Source organism: Mucilaginibacter lacusdianchii, from assembly GCF_009770985.1.
Classification (GTDB): Bacteria; Bacteroidota; Bacteroidia; order Sphingobacteriales; family Sphingobacteriaceae; genus Mucilaginibacter; species Mucilaginibacter lacusdianchii.
Window position 1 is genome coordinate 876,816 of the sequence record NZ_WSRW01000003.1, and the last position, 15,542, is coordinate 892,357.

Here is a 15,542-nt window from a genome sequence, read left to right on the forward strand (position 1 = left end):
TAGATGAAATAGGGTAGGGATTGGACTATTTACGGTAAATTTCTCTAAAAGCAAGTGGTGTTATTTGATTTGCCTTTTTAAACAGACGCGAAAAATAGGTATGATCATCATAACCCAAGTGGTGGGCTATTTCTTTTATATTAAGCTGACTGTAATATAACAATCTCTTAGCTTCCAACATTATTTCTTGCAAAATCCAATAACTCACCGAAAAGCCGGTTACTTTCTTTAAAGCTTCGTTTAAATAAGATTCTGAAATATTTAACATGCTGGCATATGCGGATGGGCTTTTTACCAGTTGTACATTGTCATTCAACAACTGTTTAAAGTCATGTGCTATTTGTATAGGTCGTGACTGACTTTTTGTACTAACCGCTTCGTTACAATACCCACAAGCTACCATTGATAAAAATGAGTTCAGTAATGACTGCATTATACTCAGATAAAAGCTTCCGTTGGTATCCGTCAGATAATGGTCTTGCATTAGCCGAAGGATACTTTGGTATTTTAAGTACTGTGTATCATTCAATTGAAATGGTTGTTGCAACAAAAGGCGGTTTTCAAATACGGAGCGCAACTCTTTTGCAATTAAAGCAGTATCAACCGCTATAAACCATCCGCTTGTATTTTCGCTGTGTGTGCCGTAATGTACCTGTCCTGGTAATACATAAAAGATAGATTTATTGTTGATCGTTATTTCGGTAAAATCCACCATAAACGATACGGTTCCCTGCTCAATCATAAAAAATAAATAATGATCATCGCGGTGAGCGCCTATAATACCGCTGTGCTTTTTCCACTTCTTGTCGTTTGTATGATGGATTTCTAACCCTATCTCCGCGCGGCGTTTCAGTTTATGTACAGGTATGTGATTCATGAGGTACGCAAAAATCAAAAAGATTTAGGTAATAAAAAAGCCCTCGGTTAAAAGGGCTTTTAAAAATTTATGCAGTGTAACCAAGTATTTTTAAAACCTGCTTACTGTTTTGTTCTTCGCCAAATACTTCATAATTAAATGTTTCATCACGATTACGGCGTATTAATACATGTTTAGGAGAGGGCAGCAGGCAGTGGTGTATGCCACCGTAGCCGCTTAACACTTCCTGGTAAGCACCAGTATGGAAAAATCCTAAGTATTGTACCTTACGGGTTTTAGGCATATACACACTGTTCATATGCGCTTCCTGATTGTAATAATCCTGACCATCGCAGGTAATGCCACCCAAGTTTACCCGTTCATATTCTGAATCCCAGTTATTTACCGGTAACAAAATATATTTTTGATTTAGTGCCCAAACATCCGGTAAGTTGGTTATAAATGAACCGTCCAGCATTAGCCATTTTTCGCGGTCGTTTTGTTGTTTACGGCCTAATACTTTGTATAAAATGCCTGAAGCTTCGGCACAAGTATATTTTCCGAACTCGGTAATGATATCTGGTTCTTCAACGTCGTGTTCGGCGCAAATTTCTTTGATACGTTTAACAATCTCATTGATCATATACTCGTAATCAAAGTCGAACACCAGCGAATCTTTGAACGGCATACCGCCACCAATATCAAGCGTATCTAAATCCGGATTAATTTTCTTGAACTTGCAATAAAGCGTTACATATTTTTCAAGCTCGTTCCAGTAATATGGTGTATCAGAGATACCCGAATTAATAAAAAAGTGCAACAGCTTAACCCTAAAGTAAGGGTTCTTCTCAATTTTACTGTAGTAAAAGTCAATAACATCCTCCATTCGAATGCCTAAACGCGAAGTGTAGAACTGCGAATCCGGCTGCTCTTCAGAAGCTATACGTATTCCTAAATTGCAAGGTGTATCCAGCTCAATTTCATCGTCGTAAATATTGAACTCTTCCTTGTTATCCAAAACCGGAATAATGTTTTGGAAACCATCATGCAACATATCTACGATATACTGCTTATATTGATAGGTTTTGAAACCGTTACATATTACTGTAATATCTTTGCTTACGACACCTTTCTTTTCCAGGGCGTCAATCATCGGCATATCAAATGCAGAAGATGTTTCCAGGTGGATGTCGTTTTTTAAAGCCTCTTCAACTACGTGTTTAAAGTGCGAGCTTTTGGTGCAATAGCAATATTTATAACTGCCGCGATAGTTATTTTTAATAATAGCCTGCTGAAACATCAGCTTGGCTTGCTGTATTTTTTTAGAGATAATAGGAACATAAGTAAAACGCAGGGGAGTACCATACGTTTCAATCATCTCCATTAAATTCAGATCGTGAAAGTATAATTCGTCGTCTATGATTTCAAACCCTTCTTGCGGAAAACCCACACTCAGGTCCAGAAATTCCTGGTAGCTTTGCATTCTTATTTTGTCCTCAAATTTTTTCGCAAAAATGTAACTTTTTTTGCGAAATGATCATTAAAGTTTCCCACAAATTTATCGCTCGAATGTAATTTATTTTCAGCGTGTTGTGCAAGCGTTACAATGTTGGTAAATGTACTTCGGCCAGCATACAACGGGCACTGCCACCGCCTACAGCCTCTATGGTTGTCAAATCAGCATAAATTATTTCAACGTACTGCTTTAAACTTTCTACCTGAACGCTATTTAAACAGCTATATGCACTTTTTGACATGACCAAAATTTTTTTGCCTTCATTATTGGTAACTTCCAGCATATTGCCGGCAAAATGGTTAAGCTGAGCTAACTCAATAGCTATGATTTCTTTACCTGTTACTTTTAGTGATTCTATAACCTTTTGTTTCTCATTATCATGCGTAATGCTATCTAAACAAATAATAGCAAATTGGCTGCCTATACACATCATTACGTTGGTATGGTAAATCGCTTGTCCGGTGTTATTTACTGCATTAAATGTTATAGCTTGGTATCCTAAGTATTCGCACACATTTTGAAGCACCTCCTCATTAGTGCGTGGAGAAAGGCAGGCATATGCAAGCTTATTCTCGCGGTCTAACACCATACTGCCTGTACTTTCCAGAAACTTGTCTTGCAACTCAAAGCGACTTAAATCGATGATGTGGTTCACCTGGAACCTATCTTCCAGTTTGCGAATGATATCCTCCCGTCGCTCAAAACGCCGGTTTTCTGCTTGCATGGGATATAATATTACATCTCCGTTTTCATGAAATGACACCCAGTTGTTTGGAAAGATTGCATCTGGCTTTTGCGGTTGATCTGTATCTTTCTGTACCATTACACTTACTCCACGACTGGAAAGCAGGTTTACAAACGCATCAAACTCCTGCAGTGCTTTTTCATGTACTAATTCATTTGTGTTTTTCTGAAAGGTATTGCTTTCGGCCGTTTGCTCATTAAAGCCAAAACTGGCTGGACGTATCATCAGCAGATTTGAAGTGGATTGACCCATATTGCTTTTATTCTAAATAAATAGAAAATAAATGTTAGATGATTTTGTTTGATTAATCGACTCCGCACCTTAAATTATAACGCATCCCTAAACAGCGGCAAACTCATACAGTGAAAGCCGCCGCGTGCTCTGGATAATTCCGAAGAAGGCATCAATATTAATGTGTCTTGCATGTCATGCGGCTCAATTTCGCCGTTCTCAAGTTTTGGCAGTAATTCAGTTACGTGTAAAACATTAAATCCCTGCTCTTTGAAAGCTTCAACCGTTTTATCGTTCCGGTCATATCCTAATACTACACCTTCTTTTAGCGCTAGCAGATTGCAGGAATCAGTCCATTGTTCACGGGCGTCGAAAGGAAAGGTGTTATTGCCAGAGTAAATGAACTTGGTTTTGTCTTTACTATGCAAATCGTTTCTACTAATGTCAATTAATAAATCTTCTATACAATCAAATAATCGCGGCTTTGGCTGACCAGCTAAGAATTGTACAATCTCTGGTTTGTCTTTTGACTTTTTATCAGCAAACCAGCTAATCGGTTCGGGGTCGGGTATTGGTGCTTCAGCGATAGACAGCGATCCAAGCAAAACCCATACGTTGCGTTTAACTTGCGTAAACACTGTATCGATGTGCATGTAGTCGCGCTTGTGCGGAATTTTAAGAACAGTAACTTTATCAACTACTTTATTGGCAAACAAAAGTTTGACGGCTTCGTTGGCTCCGCTGATTGACGTACGTTCACTGCACCCAATAATGACGTGGCCTGGACTAACAACCATCACATCACCGCCTTCAAGCGTGGTTTTTTCTTCGTGCTTTTCGCCGGGACGTAGAAAGTGCTGTACGCTTTCAGATATTTCCAAAATGTTATCGCGATAGGCCTCAAATAAAGGGTGATTAAATAGGATATATCGTGCCAAGAGCGTCTCACGTGATCTTGCCTTTTTAGCAGGTTTATTTAATAGTATGTGGTTGTTAATGGTAATGCCAATATCTCTTGAAAAAATCAAGTTAGGAATGGGAGCAAAAATCATTTCGTCTCTGTGCATCGAACCCGATATGAAAACCTTAGCCAGTTCAACTGGCGGCATATTGATCAACTGCTGTTGCAACCGGTAACTACACCCCTCAATGGCACAAACAGACGATGTTAAGTTTCTGCGGATGCCATCATCTTGCAATATATCAGCTATAAGCGTTTGTATTTCTATCACTTTATCAGACGCATAAAAATGCTCGTGCCCTGGTTTGTAAAAGTTACGGTCTTGCGCTAATGAATCTATCTCAGCAAGCCGGCCTTTAATTTTTTCAGGGTCTAAAAAGTACAGCAACAATTTTATATAGTAGTCATACTCATTTTTGCGCATGGTATCTAAGTGCACTATGTCTTCAAAGAGCCAGTCTTGCGCTTTAGAAGGCACCACTTTACCTAAACCACTGTCGGGGCTGTGAATTAACAATGCACGTAATGTGCCTATTTCAGATGTTACATTTAGTTTTATTTGGGCGGACTGTAGTGTCATAAAATAATAATGACTCAAAGGTATTCAGAATTAATCAATATAATAATAACACAGGGTTAAGGCAATTTATTAATTTTGGCGAATGGATTTTATTGTAAAGGCCACTATCGAGGCCGTTAAAACCTTATTTCAAACAGATATAACCGAAAAAGATGTAAACCTTCAGCAAACCCGTAAAGAGTTTGAAGGTCAGATAACATTGGTAACGTTTCCCTTCACCCGGTTTTCACGCAAATCGCCCGAGCAAACCGGCCAGATGATAGGAGAGTACCTACAGCAAAATGTGGCAGACGTAGCTGCCTTCAATGTCATTAAAGGTTTTTTAAATTTATCTATAGCAGATGCTTACTGGTTGCAATTGTGTCAAAACGAGGTACTTAACCCAGCCTTTGGCACGTTGCCTGCTAATGGCAAAAAAGTAATGGTTGAATATTCATCACCAAATACCAATAAGCCATTGCATTTAGGCCACGTGCGCAACAATTTACTAGGTTACTCAGTGTCCTCTATTTTGAAGGCAGCCGGTTATGAGGTGATAAAGGCGAACTTAGTGAATGATAGGGGTATACATATATGTAAATCCATGCTGGCCTGGCAAAAATTTGGCGAAGGCGAAACACCGGAGTCATCAGGGTTAAAAGGCGATCATTTGGTGGGTAAGTATTATGTGATATTTGATAAGGAGTACCGTAAGCAAATTGACGAGCTGAAATCAACAGGTATAAATGAAGAAGAAGCCAAAAAAACAGCGCCTTTAATTTTAGAAGCGCAGCAAATGCTGCAAAAATGGGAGGCGGGCAACGACGATGTAATTAGCCTTTGGAAAATGATGAACAGCTGGGTGTACGATGGCTTTGCCGTTACTTATAAAAAGCTGGGCGTTAATTTTGACAAGTACTATTACGAATCGAATACCTATTTATTAGGTAAAGATATTATTGAGGAAGGTTTATCTAAAGGCGTATTTTTTAAGAAAGATGACGGTTCTGTTTGGATTGACCTTACCGAAGACGGTTTAGACCAGAAACTGGTACTGCGTGCCGACGGAACGTCTGTATATATAACACAAGACTTGGGCACTGCTCAGTTAAAATATAACGACTTTAGCATGGACGAGTCGATATATGTAGTAGGCAATGAGCAAGACTATCATTTCAAAGTACTGTTTTTAATTCTGCAAAAGCTTGGAAAAACTTGGGCTAAAGGTTTGTACCATTTATCATATGGTATGGTGGACTTGCCATCGGGTAAAATGAAATCGCGTGAGGGAACTGTTGTGGATGCCGACGATTTGATTGACGAGATGGTGCAAACGGCAAGCGAGTATTTTGAAAAACAAGAGAAAAAGCTAGATCTATCAGAAGATGAGAAACAGGCGCTTTTTCCGGTGATTGGTTTAGGTGCTTTAAAATACTTCTTATTAAAGGTAGATCCGTCTAAACGTATTTTATTTGATCCCAACGAATCTATAGAACTACAAGGACACACCGGGCCATTCATACAATATACCCATGCCCGTATCAAATCGGTATTAGCCAAATCTGGTGCCGATTTCAATATCGCAAGTGACATTAATGTAATTGATCCTATAGAACGTGATTTAATTATTCATTTACTTGATTACAATCAAACATTGACTACAGCCGCTAAAGACTTTAATCCTGCTGCGGTTGCTAACTATGCCTATGAGTTAGCTAAACTTTACAATAAATTTTACCATGAAAAGTCAATCTTACAGGCAGAATCTGAAGTTATTAAAACTTTCAGACTCCAATTATCGGCTTCCGCAGCAAAGATCATAGCCAAGTGTATGAATTTGCTGGGTATCGAGGTGCCTGAAAGGATGTAAGATGATAAATTCTTAGTTGTTTTAACATATCTTAAAATGCAGTGGTATAAACACTGCATTTTTTGTTTTATTCAACTTTATAACAGAAGCGCATACCGAATATGCGGCTAAAATGTTTTAGGAAGCCTCACTATTGCCCACTTTTAATAAAATCATAAAAATTTTTTAACTTATTAATGTTTTATTAGGGTTTTGATTTTAATTTTTATATTTTTCGCTCCTGAAAACTATTTTATTAACTCAAAACTATTAACAAATGAAGAAAGTTTTACTTGTTCTTCTCGCTTTGTGCACGTTCGTTCTCAACGATGTATTTGCTCAGAGTAGGAAAATTACCGGTAAAGTATTAGGAAGCGATGACGGCTTGCCTGTTACTGGTGCTACCGTAAGGGTAGTGAATTCAACTATTGGTGTTCAAACGGATGCCAATGGTAACTTTTCCATCAACGTGCCATCCAACGCTACAAGTTTGGCAATATCTTTCATTGGTTTCACCACCCAAAATGTTAGCATTGCAGGTAAAGATGTTGTTGATGTAAAATTACAAGCTAATAATAATCAATTAACTGATGTGGTTGTAATTGGTTACGGTAGTGGAAAAAGAGCAGCGAACGTTGTAGGTACTGTTTCTACAGTTTCATCTAAAGAAATAGAAAACAAACCTGTAGCTAACGCTTTTGATGCATTACAAGGTAAGGTAGCCGGCTTGCAAATCTTTACATCATCCGGTGAGCCGTCAGAAACACCTTCAATTAGAATCAACGGCGTGGGTTCTTTAACAGCAAGCTCTTCTCCATTATTCTTGCTTGATGGTATTCCGGTTGATCAAACTACAATTACTTCTTTAAACCCTAATGACTTTGAAGATGTGACTGTATTAAAAGACGCATCATCTACTTCAATTTATGGTGCGCGCGCAGCAAACGGAGTTATTTATATAACTACGAAAAAGGGTAGTACCAATAGGCCTTCAACTATTCAGATCACTACACAAGCCGGTATTGCTAAAATTGCAAATAAAGACTTCTTTAATCGCTTAATGAATGCTCAGCAGCTTTTAGATTTTCGGTTAAACATCCCTACTGGTTTGCCAGGCGCTTTAACACAGCAAGGTGTAAATGATATCAGAACCCAGTTTGGAGCTAACACTGATACTAAATGGTATGACTATTTCTACAAAGACCAAACGCCAACTTTTCAAACCGTAGCTAATGTGAATGGTGGTGGTGGTAAAACCACTTATTATGTGTCAGCTGGTTATTACAAACAGCCAGGTCTTGCTTACCGTTCTAATTACGAGCGTTATACTCTACGTTCTAATATAAATTCTGTTGTTAATAACTGGATGCAGTTCGGTTTGAATTTATCAGGTGGTTATGATATTAGACAGACCAATCCATACGGAAGTAACAGTACTGCACGGGGTTTGGGTCTGTTAGCGGCACCTTATTATCCAACTGTTGATCCTAGCGGTAACGATTATACATTTATTCCGGGATGGAACGCGTATAATCCTCGGTATAGAGCTTCTAAAAATATAGATCCTCGAAATAAGACTTCATTCAATCCAACTGGCTATATTCAATTAACTCCATTTAAGGGCTTAACATTAAAAAGCCAGGCTGGTTTAGATGCTTACGACTATAGATTTAGTACAATAAGGCTTCCATCTTACCTTGGTTCTATAAACAATGGTAGTGTTAGAGAAGAATTCCAAAGAAACATTACCAGAACCGTTACAAACACTGCTGAGTATCGTTTTAGCTTCCTGCAAAAAAACCACATGTCTGTGTTAGCTGGTCAGGAGTCAATTGATAATTCATTTAGCGGATTTTGGGGTTCATCTACAGGTCAGGTAGACGATCGTTTAATATTATTAAATAACGGTCCTAGTAGTCGTGATTTAGCATCATACAAGTCTGAATACTCATTTCATTCATTATTCGGACGAGTTAGCTATGATTTTGATACTCGTTATTTTGTAGACGCATCTATTCGTCAAGATAAATCATCTAGGTTTGGTGCAAACAACCGTAGTGCTACCTTCTGGTCTGTAGGCGGTATGTGGAAACTAAAAGAAGAGAGTTTCTTGAAAGAGGTTAACTGGTTAGATGATTTATCATTAAGAGTAAGCACTGGTACCACAGGTAACTCAGATTTCGGCGTTGATAATCAGAACTATTTAAGCCTAGCTTTAGGTAGCACCAACACTTACAATGGCGGAGCTGGTTTGGCTATTTCTGCACCTGGAAACCCAGATCTAACTTGGGAAAAACAGCAAAACACAACTTTTGATGTAACTGCGACAGTTTTTGACAAAGTAAGATTAGATGTAGCATTTTATAACAGAGTTACTACTCAGATGTTGTTGGCTGTGCCTTATGCTTATACTACAGGTTACTCAAGTATATATCAGAACATAGGTAAGCTTAAAAACTGGGGATGGGATGTGTCTTTAGACTTTGATGTTTATAAAAACCGGTCGAAAAAAGCTTACATTACTCCATACTTGAATTTTAACTTTAACCAAAATAAAGTACAAGAATTATTCAACGGTAAAAATTACTGGGTGCAACAAGGAACTGGCGTTGCTTGGGTAGTTGGACAACCTGTGTCGTTCTTATACCCTATATGGAAAGGTGTTAACTCACAAACAGGACTACCTGAATGGTACGTGCCGGGAGCCGATCCTGGTGTAACTCGTAAAGATGATAATGCTATCACTAACACTTTCAATACAGCAGGTTTGCAACAAAACACTGGTATAGGCCGTTATCCTAAATTAAATGGTGGATTTGGTTTAAATGCAGGCTATCAAGGCTTTACTTTAGCAGCTCAATTCAGTTTCTCAACCAAGAAGTATTTAATTAATAATGATCGTTACTTCTATGAAAATCCAAGTCAATTTGCCGGGTATAACCAATACACCACTATTACAGATTATTGGAAACAGCCTGGTGATGTGACCAGATTTCCTAAATATGGTGTACAGTTTACGCAATTTGACAGCCGGTTAATTGAAGATGCATCATTCTTAAGATTAAAGGTTTTTACTTTAGGATATAGTGTACCTGAATCATTATTGAAACGCACCAAAGCAATTAAAGGTCTAAACTTGTTTTTAACAGGTCGTAACCTTTTAACTTTTACCAAATATACTGGTCCGGACCCAGAAGTTGACTCCAACTTGGCTTTAGGAACAAATCCTAACACTAAACAATACACTATAGGCTTAGATGTTAAATTCTAAAAATTAGGTAGATATATAAATTTATATTGAAATGAAAAAAATTAAAATAGGTTTTATTGCAGGTGTTATTGCTTTGACAGCAACTACATCTTGCAAAAAGCTCGATTTGACTCCATACGATTCTATTGAAGTAACAACCGCGTTCAGAAACATGCAGGATGCACAGTTATGGGACAACGGTTTATACGCTATATTACGTGGTCGTGTTTACGGTACTTACACGGTTAGTCAGGATGTGCAGGCAGACCAATTGAACGCTACGTTAGATTATGGTAACAGAAATGGTTCACCACACAGATGGGGAGACTCATTCTTAGCTGACGACGGCTCACTTACTACAGCATGGCAACAATACTACTATGCTATTACTGATATCAATAAAGCTTTAGAAGGTTTCGAAACAATTGCAGTAACTGGTGCTGACGCAACAAAGTTAAACCAGTATAAAGGTGATGCTTTGCTGGCAAGGGCATTTTATTATCACAATCTTATTATTCGCTTTGCAAAGCCGTATGAGCCTGCCACAGCTGCTACAGACTTGGGTGTTCCTTTGATCACAAAATATGATGTTTCGCTACAACCATCTAGGGCTAGCGTAAAACAAGTTTATGATCAAATTATTGCTGATATTACACAAGCAAAAACCTATTTGACAAGTGTAGCCGGCGTACCGGGAGCTAAAACCTTTACCATTGATGCGGCACTTGCATTGGAAGCAAGGGTGAGACTTCATATGCAAGATTGGACAGGAGCATATACGGCAGCCAACACCGTAATTGGTCGTTCCACTTATCCGTTGATATCATCTATAGATAGCTATAAGGCTTATTGGGCAACTGATGGAACTCAAGAATCTATATTGCAGATGAATGTGAATACAACCAATGAGTTCCCGAATGTTAATAATATCTATTTGGGATATTTAGCAGGAAACAAGAGATTTGATCCAGACTTTGTTCCGGCTCAGTGGGTGATAAATTCATATGCAGACGCAGATATTCGCAAAACTGCATATTTTGAAAGCAAGCCAATTGCAATTTCAACAACAAACAACATTAATTTAATTTTAGTAAATAAATATCCTGGCAATCCGTCTTTATTTACTACAGCAACTACAAATTATGCACATGCACCTAAGGTATTTCGTGTAGCTGAGCTATATGTTATTGCTGCCGAAGCTGCATACAAAGCAGGAAACGAAGGAAATGCTTTAACTGTATTAAATGCGTTGCGTACCGCTCGTGGTATCGGATCAGTAAACGTATCCGGAACCGCATTGTATCAAGCCATTAAAGATGAGCGTTTCCGTGAATTAGCTTTTGAAGGGTTCCGTTTGTTTGACTTAAAACGCTGGCACGAAGGTTTTACCAGACATGATGCACAAAACACTTCCGTAATTAACAGGGGAGCTACTTTTGACGCGTTGTCTGTACCTGCCAATGCAGACAAATTCACTTGGGGTATACCTACTAACGATATCATTATCAATTCAAATTTGGTTCAAAACCCAGGTTGGTAATCAATATCATTTCAACAAAAAAGGCTGTCTCAAAGACAGCCTTTTTTGTTGAAATGATATTTGGAATTATATTAATCAATCAGAAAAGTAGTTACGTCACAACAATTGGCAAATTCTTTTCATCTCAATATTATTAATATTTCCATCACTCAATGATAATAGGGGAATCAATTTAATATCAACTGTTGTAGGAATTTGTCTCCTAATTATACCTTCTGAATAGGTATCTTGTTTTCCGTTAAACATCAAAGCTTTAACTTTAATTCCTTTTTGCTTCAACAATTCTAGTGATAATAATGTATGGTTTATACTGCCCAAGTAATGCTTAACCACCAATATTACTTCCGCATCAAATTTTTGAATTAAATCAACTACAAACTCATTATCGTTCAACGGCACCATTAATCCACCGGCTCCTTCTATAATAAGCTGATTATTTGTTTCAGGCATCGTAATTTTATTTAAGTCAATTTTGACGCCATCCAGGTCGGCTGATTTATGCGGCGAAAATGGTTGTGTAAGCTTGTAAGCTTCAGGATGAAATTGGGATACTGAATTTGATACCAGCCTGCGCACTTTCATGGTATCACTATTATCTAAATCGCCCGATTGTATGGGTTTCCAGTAATCAGCTTTTAACTTTTCAACCAATATAGCCGATACTATAGTTTTACCCACATCAGTGCCTATGCCTGTAACGAATAAAGGTTTTTTATTTTCCATCAATAAAGCGTTTTATCTGTTGTGTTAACTGACTAATTTCGTTTTTGGTGTTGTAGGTGTGAAGGCAAATGCGCAACCGTTCAGACCCGGCAGGCACGGTTGGATTTAGAATCGGTCTCACGTCAAAACCATCCGATTGTAATTTATTAGCAAGCTGAACTGCTTTCTCGTTGCTGCCTAATACAACGGTTTGAATTGGACTGTTGTTTACTGCTGCGACACCCTCAATTGCACATGTATAATAATTGATTATATCGAACAAATCATTGTTGAGGTCTGCGTGCATATCCAGATATTGGTAGGCAGCTTTTATGGAAGCCAATTGATGAAAAGGTGCTGCTGTGGTGTATATAAAAGATCTGGCAAAATTTATAAGATACTCACGCAATACTGCACTGCCTAGCACTGCTGCCCCATGACAACCTAATGCTTTACCATAGGTTATAATCCTTGCAAATACCTCATTTTCTAATCTTGACTCATTGATTAGTCCTTTTCCAAAAACGCCTGTAGCGTGGGCCTCATCTACTATCAAATTTGCGTCATACTTTTTTACTAGCTGTGCTAAATCTTTAAGTGGTGCTAAGTCACCATCCATGGAGTATATACTTTCCACTACAACATAGCAAGTACCTTTAGACACTTTCAACTTGCTTTCCAAGCTTTCCAAATCGTTATGTTTAAAGTTAAACCGATTAGCATGACTCAATCGGATACCATCTATAATAGAGGCATGAATAAGTTCATCGTGAATTACGGTGTTGCCACGTTGCGGTAAAGACGATAGCAAACCTAAATTTGCGTCATAGCCTGAGTTAAATAATAAAGCTGCTTCACTCGAATGGAAGCCAGCTATATACGTTTCCAATTGTTCTGCATACTCAGAATTGCCGGCTAACAGTCTCGACCCGGTAGAACCGTTGAGTACTTGTCCATGACGTTCAATTTCTTGCTCAATCTGATGCTGTAATTCTAACGACCTGGCTAAACCTAAGTAATCATTCGAGCAAAAATCAATCAACCCATTTGCGGATTTTAACCGACGGAATATGCCGTCTTCGCGCCGTTGATCAAGCTTTTGTTGTATGTATTGATGGGCTGTTAGCATTAAATTTTTTTCAAAAATAAAAAAAGCGGCTTATAGCCGCTTTCAAATCATTTAAAATGTCGCTTATTTTTGTGCAGGAGCACCACCACCGTTTTGACGACGAGCACGTTGTTCTGCCAGCATTTTGTCATAAGCTGTAGCTTGCTCTGGAGTAAGAATAGCTTTAATTTTTTCAGTTCTTTTCTCCATCATTGGGCGCATAGCCTGAAACATAGCTTGCCTGTCACCATTTGAGGCAGTCATAATACTGTCTCTGGTTTTCGCATCAGTTTGGAAAATGGCTACCAATTTACTAGTTTGATCGTCAGTTAATTTTAACTGCTCCTTAAATTGTTTTGCTTGCTCCTCAGGGCTTCTTCTCATGCCGCCTTGTGCAAAGCTAACTGCGCTGATACCTAATAGAAAGCAGCACATCAATAAAATCTTTTTCATCGCTTTGTTTGTTTAGTGTTTTGATAAAGTTAATCGCTTAACGTTTAATATCAACGATGTAACTTAATTGTTGCTTTGCTGTAATTTAGCGATAGACTTTTGCATGGAGGCCATCATGCTAGTTAAATTTTCCATAGTAGGCGTAGGCGCCGGTTCTGGTAATTGTGTTGACAGATAAGCTTTAGCTTTCCAAACTTCCAAAATATCGTCACTTGTAATTTCATATGGTTCGTACACCGGGTTATCTGATATTAATTTTAAGCTCCGGTTTTCTTTGTATTTATTGCCCGCACGTTTGTAAACAACACCTTCGGTTTTTGACACTATCACATAAGTGTCGCCGGCTTTAATATCAGCCCAGTTTTCTACATATTCACCTATTATTACAGCACCTGAAGGCAGCGGCAACATAGAATCACCTTTAATTTCAAACGCCCGGTAAGTGCCTTGTTTAAACATAGGCAAATAAAATTTTGGTAATGCAGCAACATACTCAGGGTCGGCGTAGCCATTTAAATAACCTGCACTTGCCTTCACCGGAACCATTTCTATATTCTCGTTATCTTCTTTGTCTACAGAGATGCTTAGTACACGTAAATTGGCTGGGTTGCCTTTTGGTTTCGGCGCCCATTTTTCGTTTATCGTTTCATTGATGAAGTCATCAACGCTCACTTCAAAATAAGATGCTATTTTTTTTAGCAAATCATATTTAGGATCTGCGCGATCTTCCTCATATGCGCCCACTAAAGAACGTTTTATGCCTATTTCATCAGCAAACTGCTGTTGGGTGAGGCCTTTCTTTTTTCTAAGAAATTTAATATTTGATGAAATTATTGACATAAAATTTGGAATTGCTAAATTTGTTAGTAACTTTATGCTCATAAAATTAGTAAGAAATTTTTATTCAGCAAAATTTATTATCATTATGAAACAGTTTATTTATATCATTACCGACAGAAACCGTAACAATCTACATGTTGGACTTTGCTCTGATATGATGAAAACTGTTCAGTTTTACCGGGATATGCCAACGTTGTTTTTCGACAAATCGCAGCAATTAAGCCGCTTGGTTTATTTTGAAGAGATAAGTAATGAAGAGCAGGCAATGGAGCGCTTCAAATTTGTTAGCACGTTTACCCGGTCTCAAAAAGAAAAGATGATTAGATCTGTAAACCCTAACTGGATAGACCTGACCATCGGCTTAAATTTAGAAAGCAATCTGCGTACTCGTCCGCATTTGCGTCCGGCACTGGCTACAAGCCGTCGCGGAATTACTCTTTAATGAATTTTAGTGCAGCTGAATTCATACAATAGCGTTTGCCACCTTTGTTAGCAGGGCCGTCGTCAAACACGTGCCCAAGGTGCAGGCCAGTGCTGCGTTCCATTACTTCGGTGCGTTCGCCATCAGCATCGGTTACCAGCAACACTTTATCTTTGCTTACTGGTTTGGTAAAGCTGGGCCAGCCGGTGCCGCTATCAAATTTGGTGTCTGATGTAAACAACACGTCACCGGTTGCAGCGCTTACATAAACTCCTTTTTCGTGATTGTTCCAATAGGCGTTATGAAAGGGCGGCTCTGTACCTTTTTCTACCATTATGCGGTAGGTATTTGAATTTAGTTGTTTTTTCCACTCTGCTACCGGTTTGCTCTTAGGCCCCTTTGGCTGCTGGGCTTGACCGTTTATATCCTGGCAACTTAATATAGCTGCAAATGCAGCGACAGACAATATTACACTCAACTTCTTCATAACATATATACGAATTTGTAATAC

General features: G+C 38.4%; 13 protein-coding genes. 4 read left to right on the forward strand and 9 right to left on the reverse strand.

What is annotated here, in order from left to right:
* Window positions 1-25: 25 nt before the first annotated feature.
* The 4 genes from GPM24_RS17360 to GPM24_RS17375 form a co-directional block, all read right to left on the reverse strand.
* Window positions 26-877 carry an AraC family transcriptional regulator gene (locus tag GPM24_RS17360; RefSeq protein WP_158828370.1) on the reverse strand — a complete coding sequence of 284 codons (852 nt, stop codon included), beginning with the start codon at window positions 875-877 and terminating at the stop codon, window positions 26-28.
* Window positions 878-944: 67 nt separating this feature from the next.
* On the reverse strand, window positions 945-2,339 hold the full coding sequence (locus GPM24_RS17365; RefSeq protein WP_158828371.1) for an arginine decarboxylase: 1,395 nt from the start codon (window positions 2,337-2,339) through the stop codon (window positions 945-947).
* A gap of 118 nt (window positions 2,340-2,457) precedes the next feature.
* On the reverse strand, window positions 2,458-3,369 hold the full coding sequence (gene ctlX, locus GPM24_RS17370) for a citrulline utilization hydrolase CtlX (protein WP_199269780.1): 912 nt from the start codon (window positions 3,367-3,369) through the stop codon (window positions 2,458-2,460).
* A gap of 74 nt (window positions 3,370-3,443) precedes the next feature.
* Window positions 3,444-4,889: an arginine deiminase family protein gene (locus GPM24_RS17375; protein ID WP_158828372.1), complete on the reverse strand. Its 1,446-nt coding sequence runs from the start codon at window positions 4,887-4,889 to the stop codon at window positions 3,444-3,446.
* Between the two features lie 82 nt (window positions 4,890-4,971).
* Between GPM24_RS17375 and argS the strand changes: the two genes are divergently transcribed.
* The 3 genes from argS (at window position 4,972) to GPM24_RS17390 (ending at window position 11,507) form a co-directional block, all read left to right on the forward strand.
* Window positions 4,972-6,738, forward strand: coding sequence for an arginine--tRNA ligase (gene argS, locus GPM24_RS17380; RefSeq protein ID WP_158828373.1), 1,767 nt, complete (start codon window positions 4,972-4,974; stop codon window positions 6,736-6,738).
* 256 nt (window positions 6,739-6,994) lie between these two features.
* Window positions 6,995-9,988, forward strand: coding sequence for a SusC/RagA family TonB-linked outer membrane protein (locus GPM24_RS17385; RefSeq protein ID WP_158828374.1), 2,994 nt, complete (start codon window positions 6,995-6,997; stop codon window positions 9,986-9,988).
* Window positions 9,989-10,019: 31 nt separating this feature from the next.
* Window positions 10,020-11,507: a RagB/SusD family nutrient uptake outer membrane protein gene (locus GPM24_RS17390; RefSeq protein WP_158828375.1), complete on the forward strand. Its 1,488-nt coding sequence runs from the start codon at window positions 10,020-10,022 to the stop codon at window positions 11,505-11,507.
* A gap of 96 nt (window positions 11,508-11,603) precedes the next feature.
* Here the strand turns inward: GPM24_RS17390 and bioD are convergent, their stop codons facing one another.
* From bioD to GPM24_RS17410, 4 genes are all read right to left on the reverse strand, one after another.
* The gene (bioD, locus tag GPM24_RS17395) at window positions 11,604-12,230 is read right to left on the reverse strand and encodes a dethiobiotin synthase (RefSeq protein WP_158828376.1); all 627 of its coding nucleotides are present in this window, start codon (window positions 12,228-12,230) and stop codon (window positions 11,604-11,606) included.
* Entirely contained in the window at window positions 12,220-13,338 is a 1,119-nt protein-coding gene (locus GPM24_RS17400; RefSeq protein ID WP_158828377.1) for an aminotransferase class I/II-fold pyridoxal phosphate-dependent enzyme, read from the reverse strand. The genes bioD and GPM24_RS17400 overlap by 11 nt, the downstream gene beginning before the upstream one ends.
* Window positions 13,339-13,401: 63 nt before the next feature.
* Window positions 13,402-13,770 carry a DUF4890 domain-containing protein gene (locus GPM24_RS17405; RefSeq protein WP_158828378.1) on the reverse strand — a complete coding sequence of 123 codons (369 nt, stop codon included), beginning with the start codon at window positions 13,768-13,770 and terminating at the stop codon, window positions 13,402-13,404.
* 63 nt (window positions 13,771-13,833) lie between these two features.
* Complete coding sequence (locus tag GPM24_RS17410) at window positions 13,834-14,610, reverse strand: XRE family transcriptional regulator (RefSeq protein ID WP_158828379.1); 777 nt, start codon at window positions 14,608-14,610, stop codon at window positions 13,834-13,836.
* An 85-nt stretch (window positions 14,611-14,695) separates the two neighbouring features.
* On the opposite strand from GPM24_RS17410, the gene GPM24_RS17415 reads away from it, so the two are divergent.
* Complete coding sequence (locus tag GPM24_RS17415) at window positions 14,696-15,052, forward strand: GIY-YIG nuclease family protein (RefSeq protein ID WP_158828380.1); 357 nt, start codon at window positions 14,696-14,698, stop codon at window positions 15,050-15,052.
* Here GPM24_RS17415 and msrB read toward each other — a convergent pair.
* Window positions 15,042-15,518 (reverse strand): peptide-methionine (R)-S-oxide reductase MsrB, encoded by a 477-nt coding sequence (gene msrB, locus GPM24_RS17420; protein ID WP_158828381.1) that lies wholly within the window; start codon window positions 15,516-15,518, stop codon window positions 15,042-15,044. The two genes, GPM24_RS17415 and msrB, sit on opposite strands and share 11 nt — an antisense overlap.
* Window positions 15,519-15,542: the final 24 nt, after the last annotated feature.

Bases quoted from the DNA above. Each gene is read 5' to 3' on its own strand.
- GPM24_RS17360 (WP_158828370.1), bottom strand. From the start codon at position 877: ATGAATCACATACCTGTACATAAACTGAAACGCCGCGCGGAGATAGGG.
- GPM24_RS17365 (WP_158828371.1), bottom strand. From the start codon at position 2,339: ATGCAAAGCTACCAGGAATTTCTGGACCTGAGTGTGGGTTTTCCGCAA.
- ctlX (WP_199269780.1), bottom strand. From the start codon at position 3,369: ATGGGTCAATCCACTTCAAATCTGCTGATGATACGTCCAGCCAGTTTT.
- GPM24_RS17375 (WP_158828372.1), bottom strand. From the start codon at position 4,889: ATGACACTACAGTCCGCCCAAATAAAACTAAATGTAACATCTGAAATA.
- argS (WP_158828373.1), top strand. From the start codon at position 4,972: ATGGATTTTATTGTAAAGGCCACTATCGAGGCCGTTAAAACCTTATTT.
- GPM24_RS17385 (WP_158828374.1), top strand. From the start codon at position 6,995: ATGAAGAAAGTTTTACTTGTTCTTCTCGCTTTGTGCACGTTCGTTCTC.
- GPM24_RS17390 (WP_158828375.1), top strand. From the start codon at position 10,020: ATGAAAAAAATTAAAATAGGTTTTATTGCAGGTGTTATTGCTTTGACA.
- bioD (WP_158828376.1), bottom strand. From the start codon at position 12,230: ATGGAAAATAAAAAACCTTTATTCGTTACAGGCATAGGCACTGATGTG.
- GPM24_RS17400 (WP_158828377.1), bottom strand. From the start codon at position 13,338: ATGCTAACAGCCCATCAATACATACAACAAAAGCTTGATCAACGGCGC.
- GPM24_RS17405 (WP_158828378.1), bottom strand. From the start codon at position 13,770: ATGAAAAAGATTTTATTGATGTGCTGCTTTCTATTAGGTATCAGCGCA.
- GPM24_RS17410 (WP_158828379.1), bottom strand. From the start codon at position 14,610: ATGTCAATAATTTCATCAAATATTAAATTTCTTAGAAAAAAGAAAGGC.
- GPM24_RS17415 (WP_158828380.1), top strand. From the start codon at position 14,696: ATGAAACAGTTTATTTATATCATTACCGACAGAAACCGTAACAATCTA.
- msrB (WP_158828381.1), bottom strand. From the start codon at position 15,518: ATGAAGAAGTTGAGTGTAATATTGTCTGTCGCTGCATTTGCAGCTATA.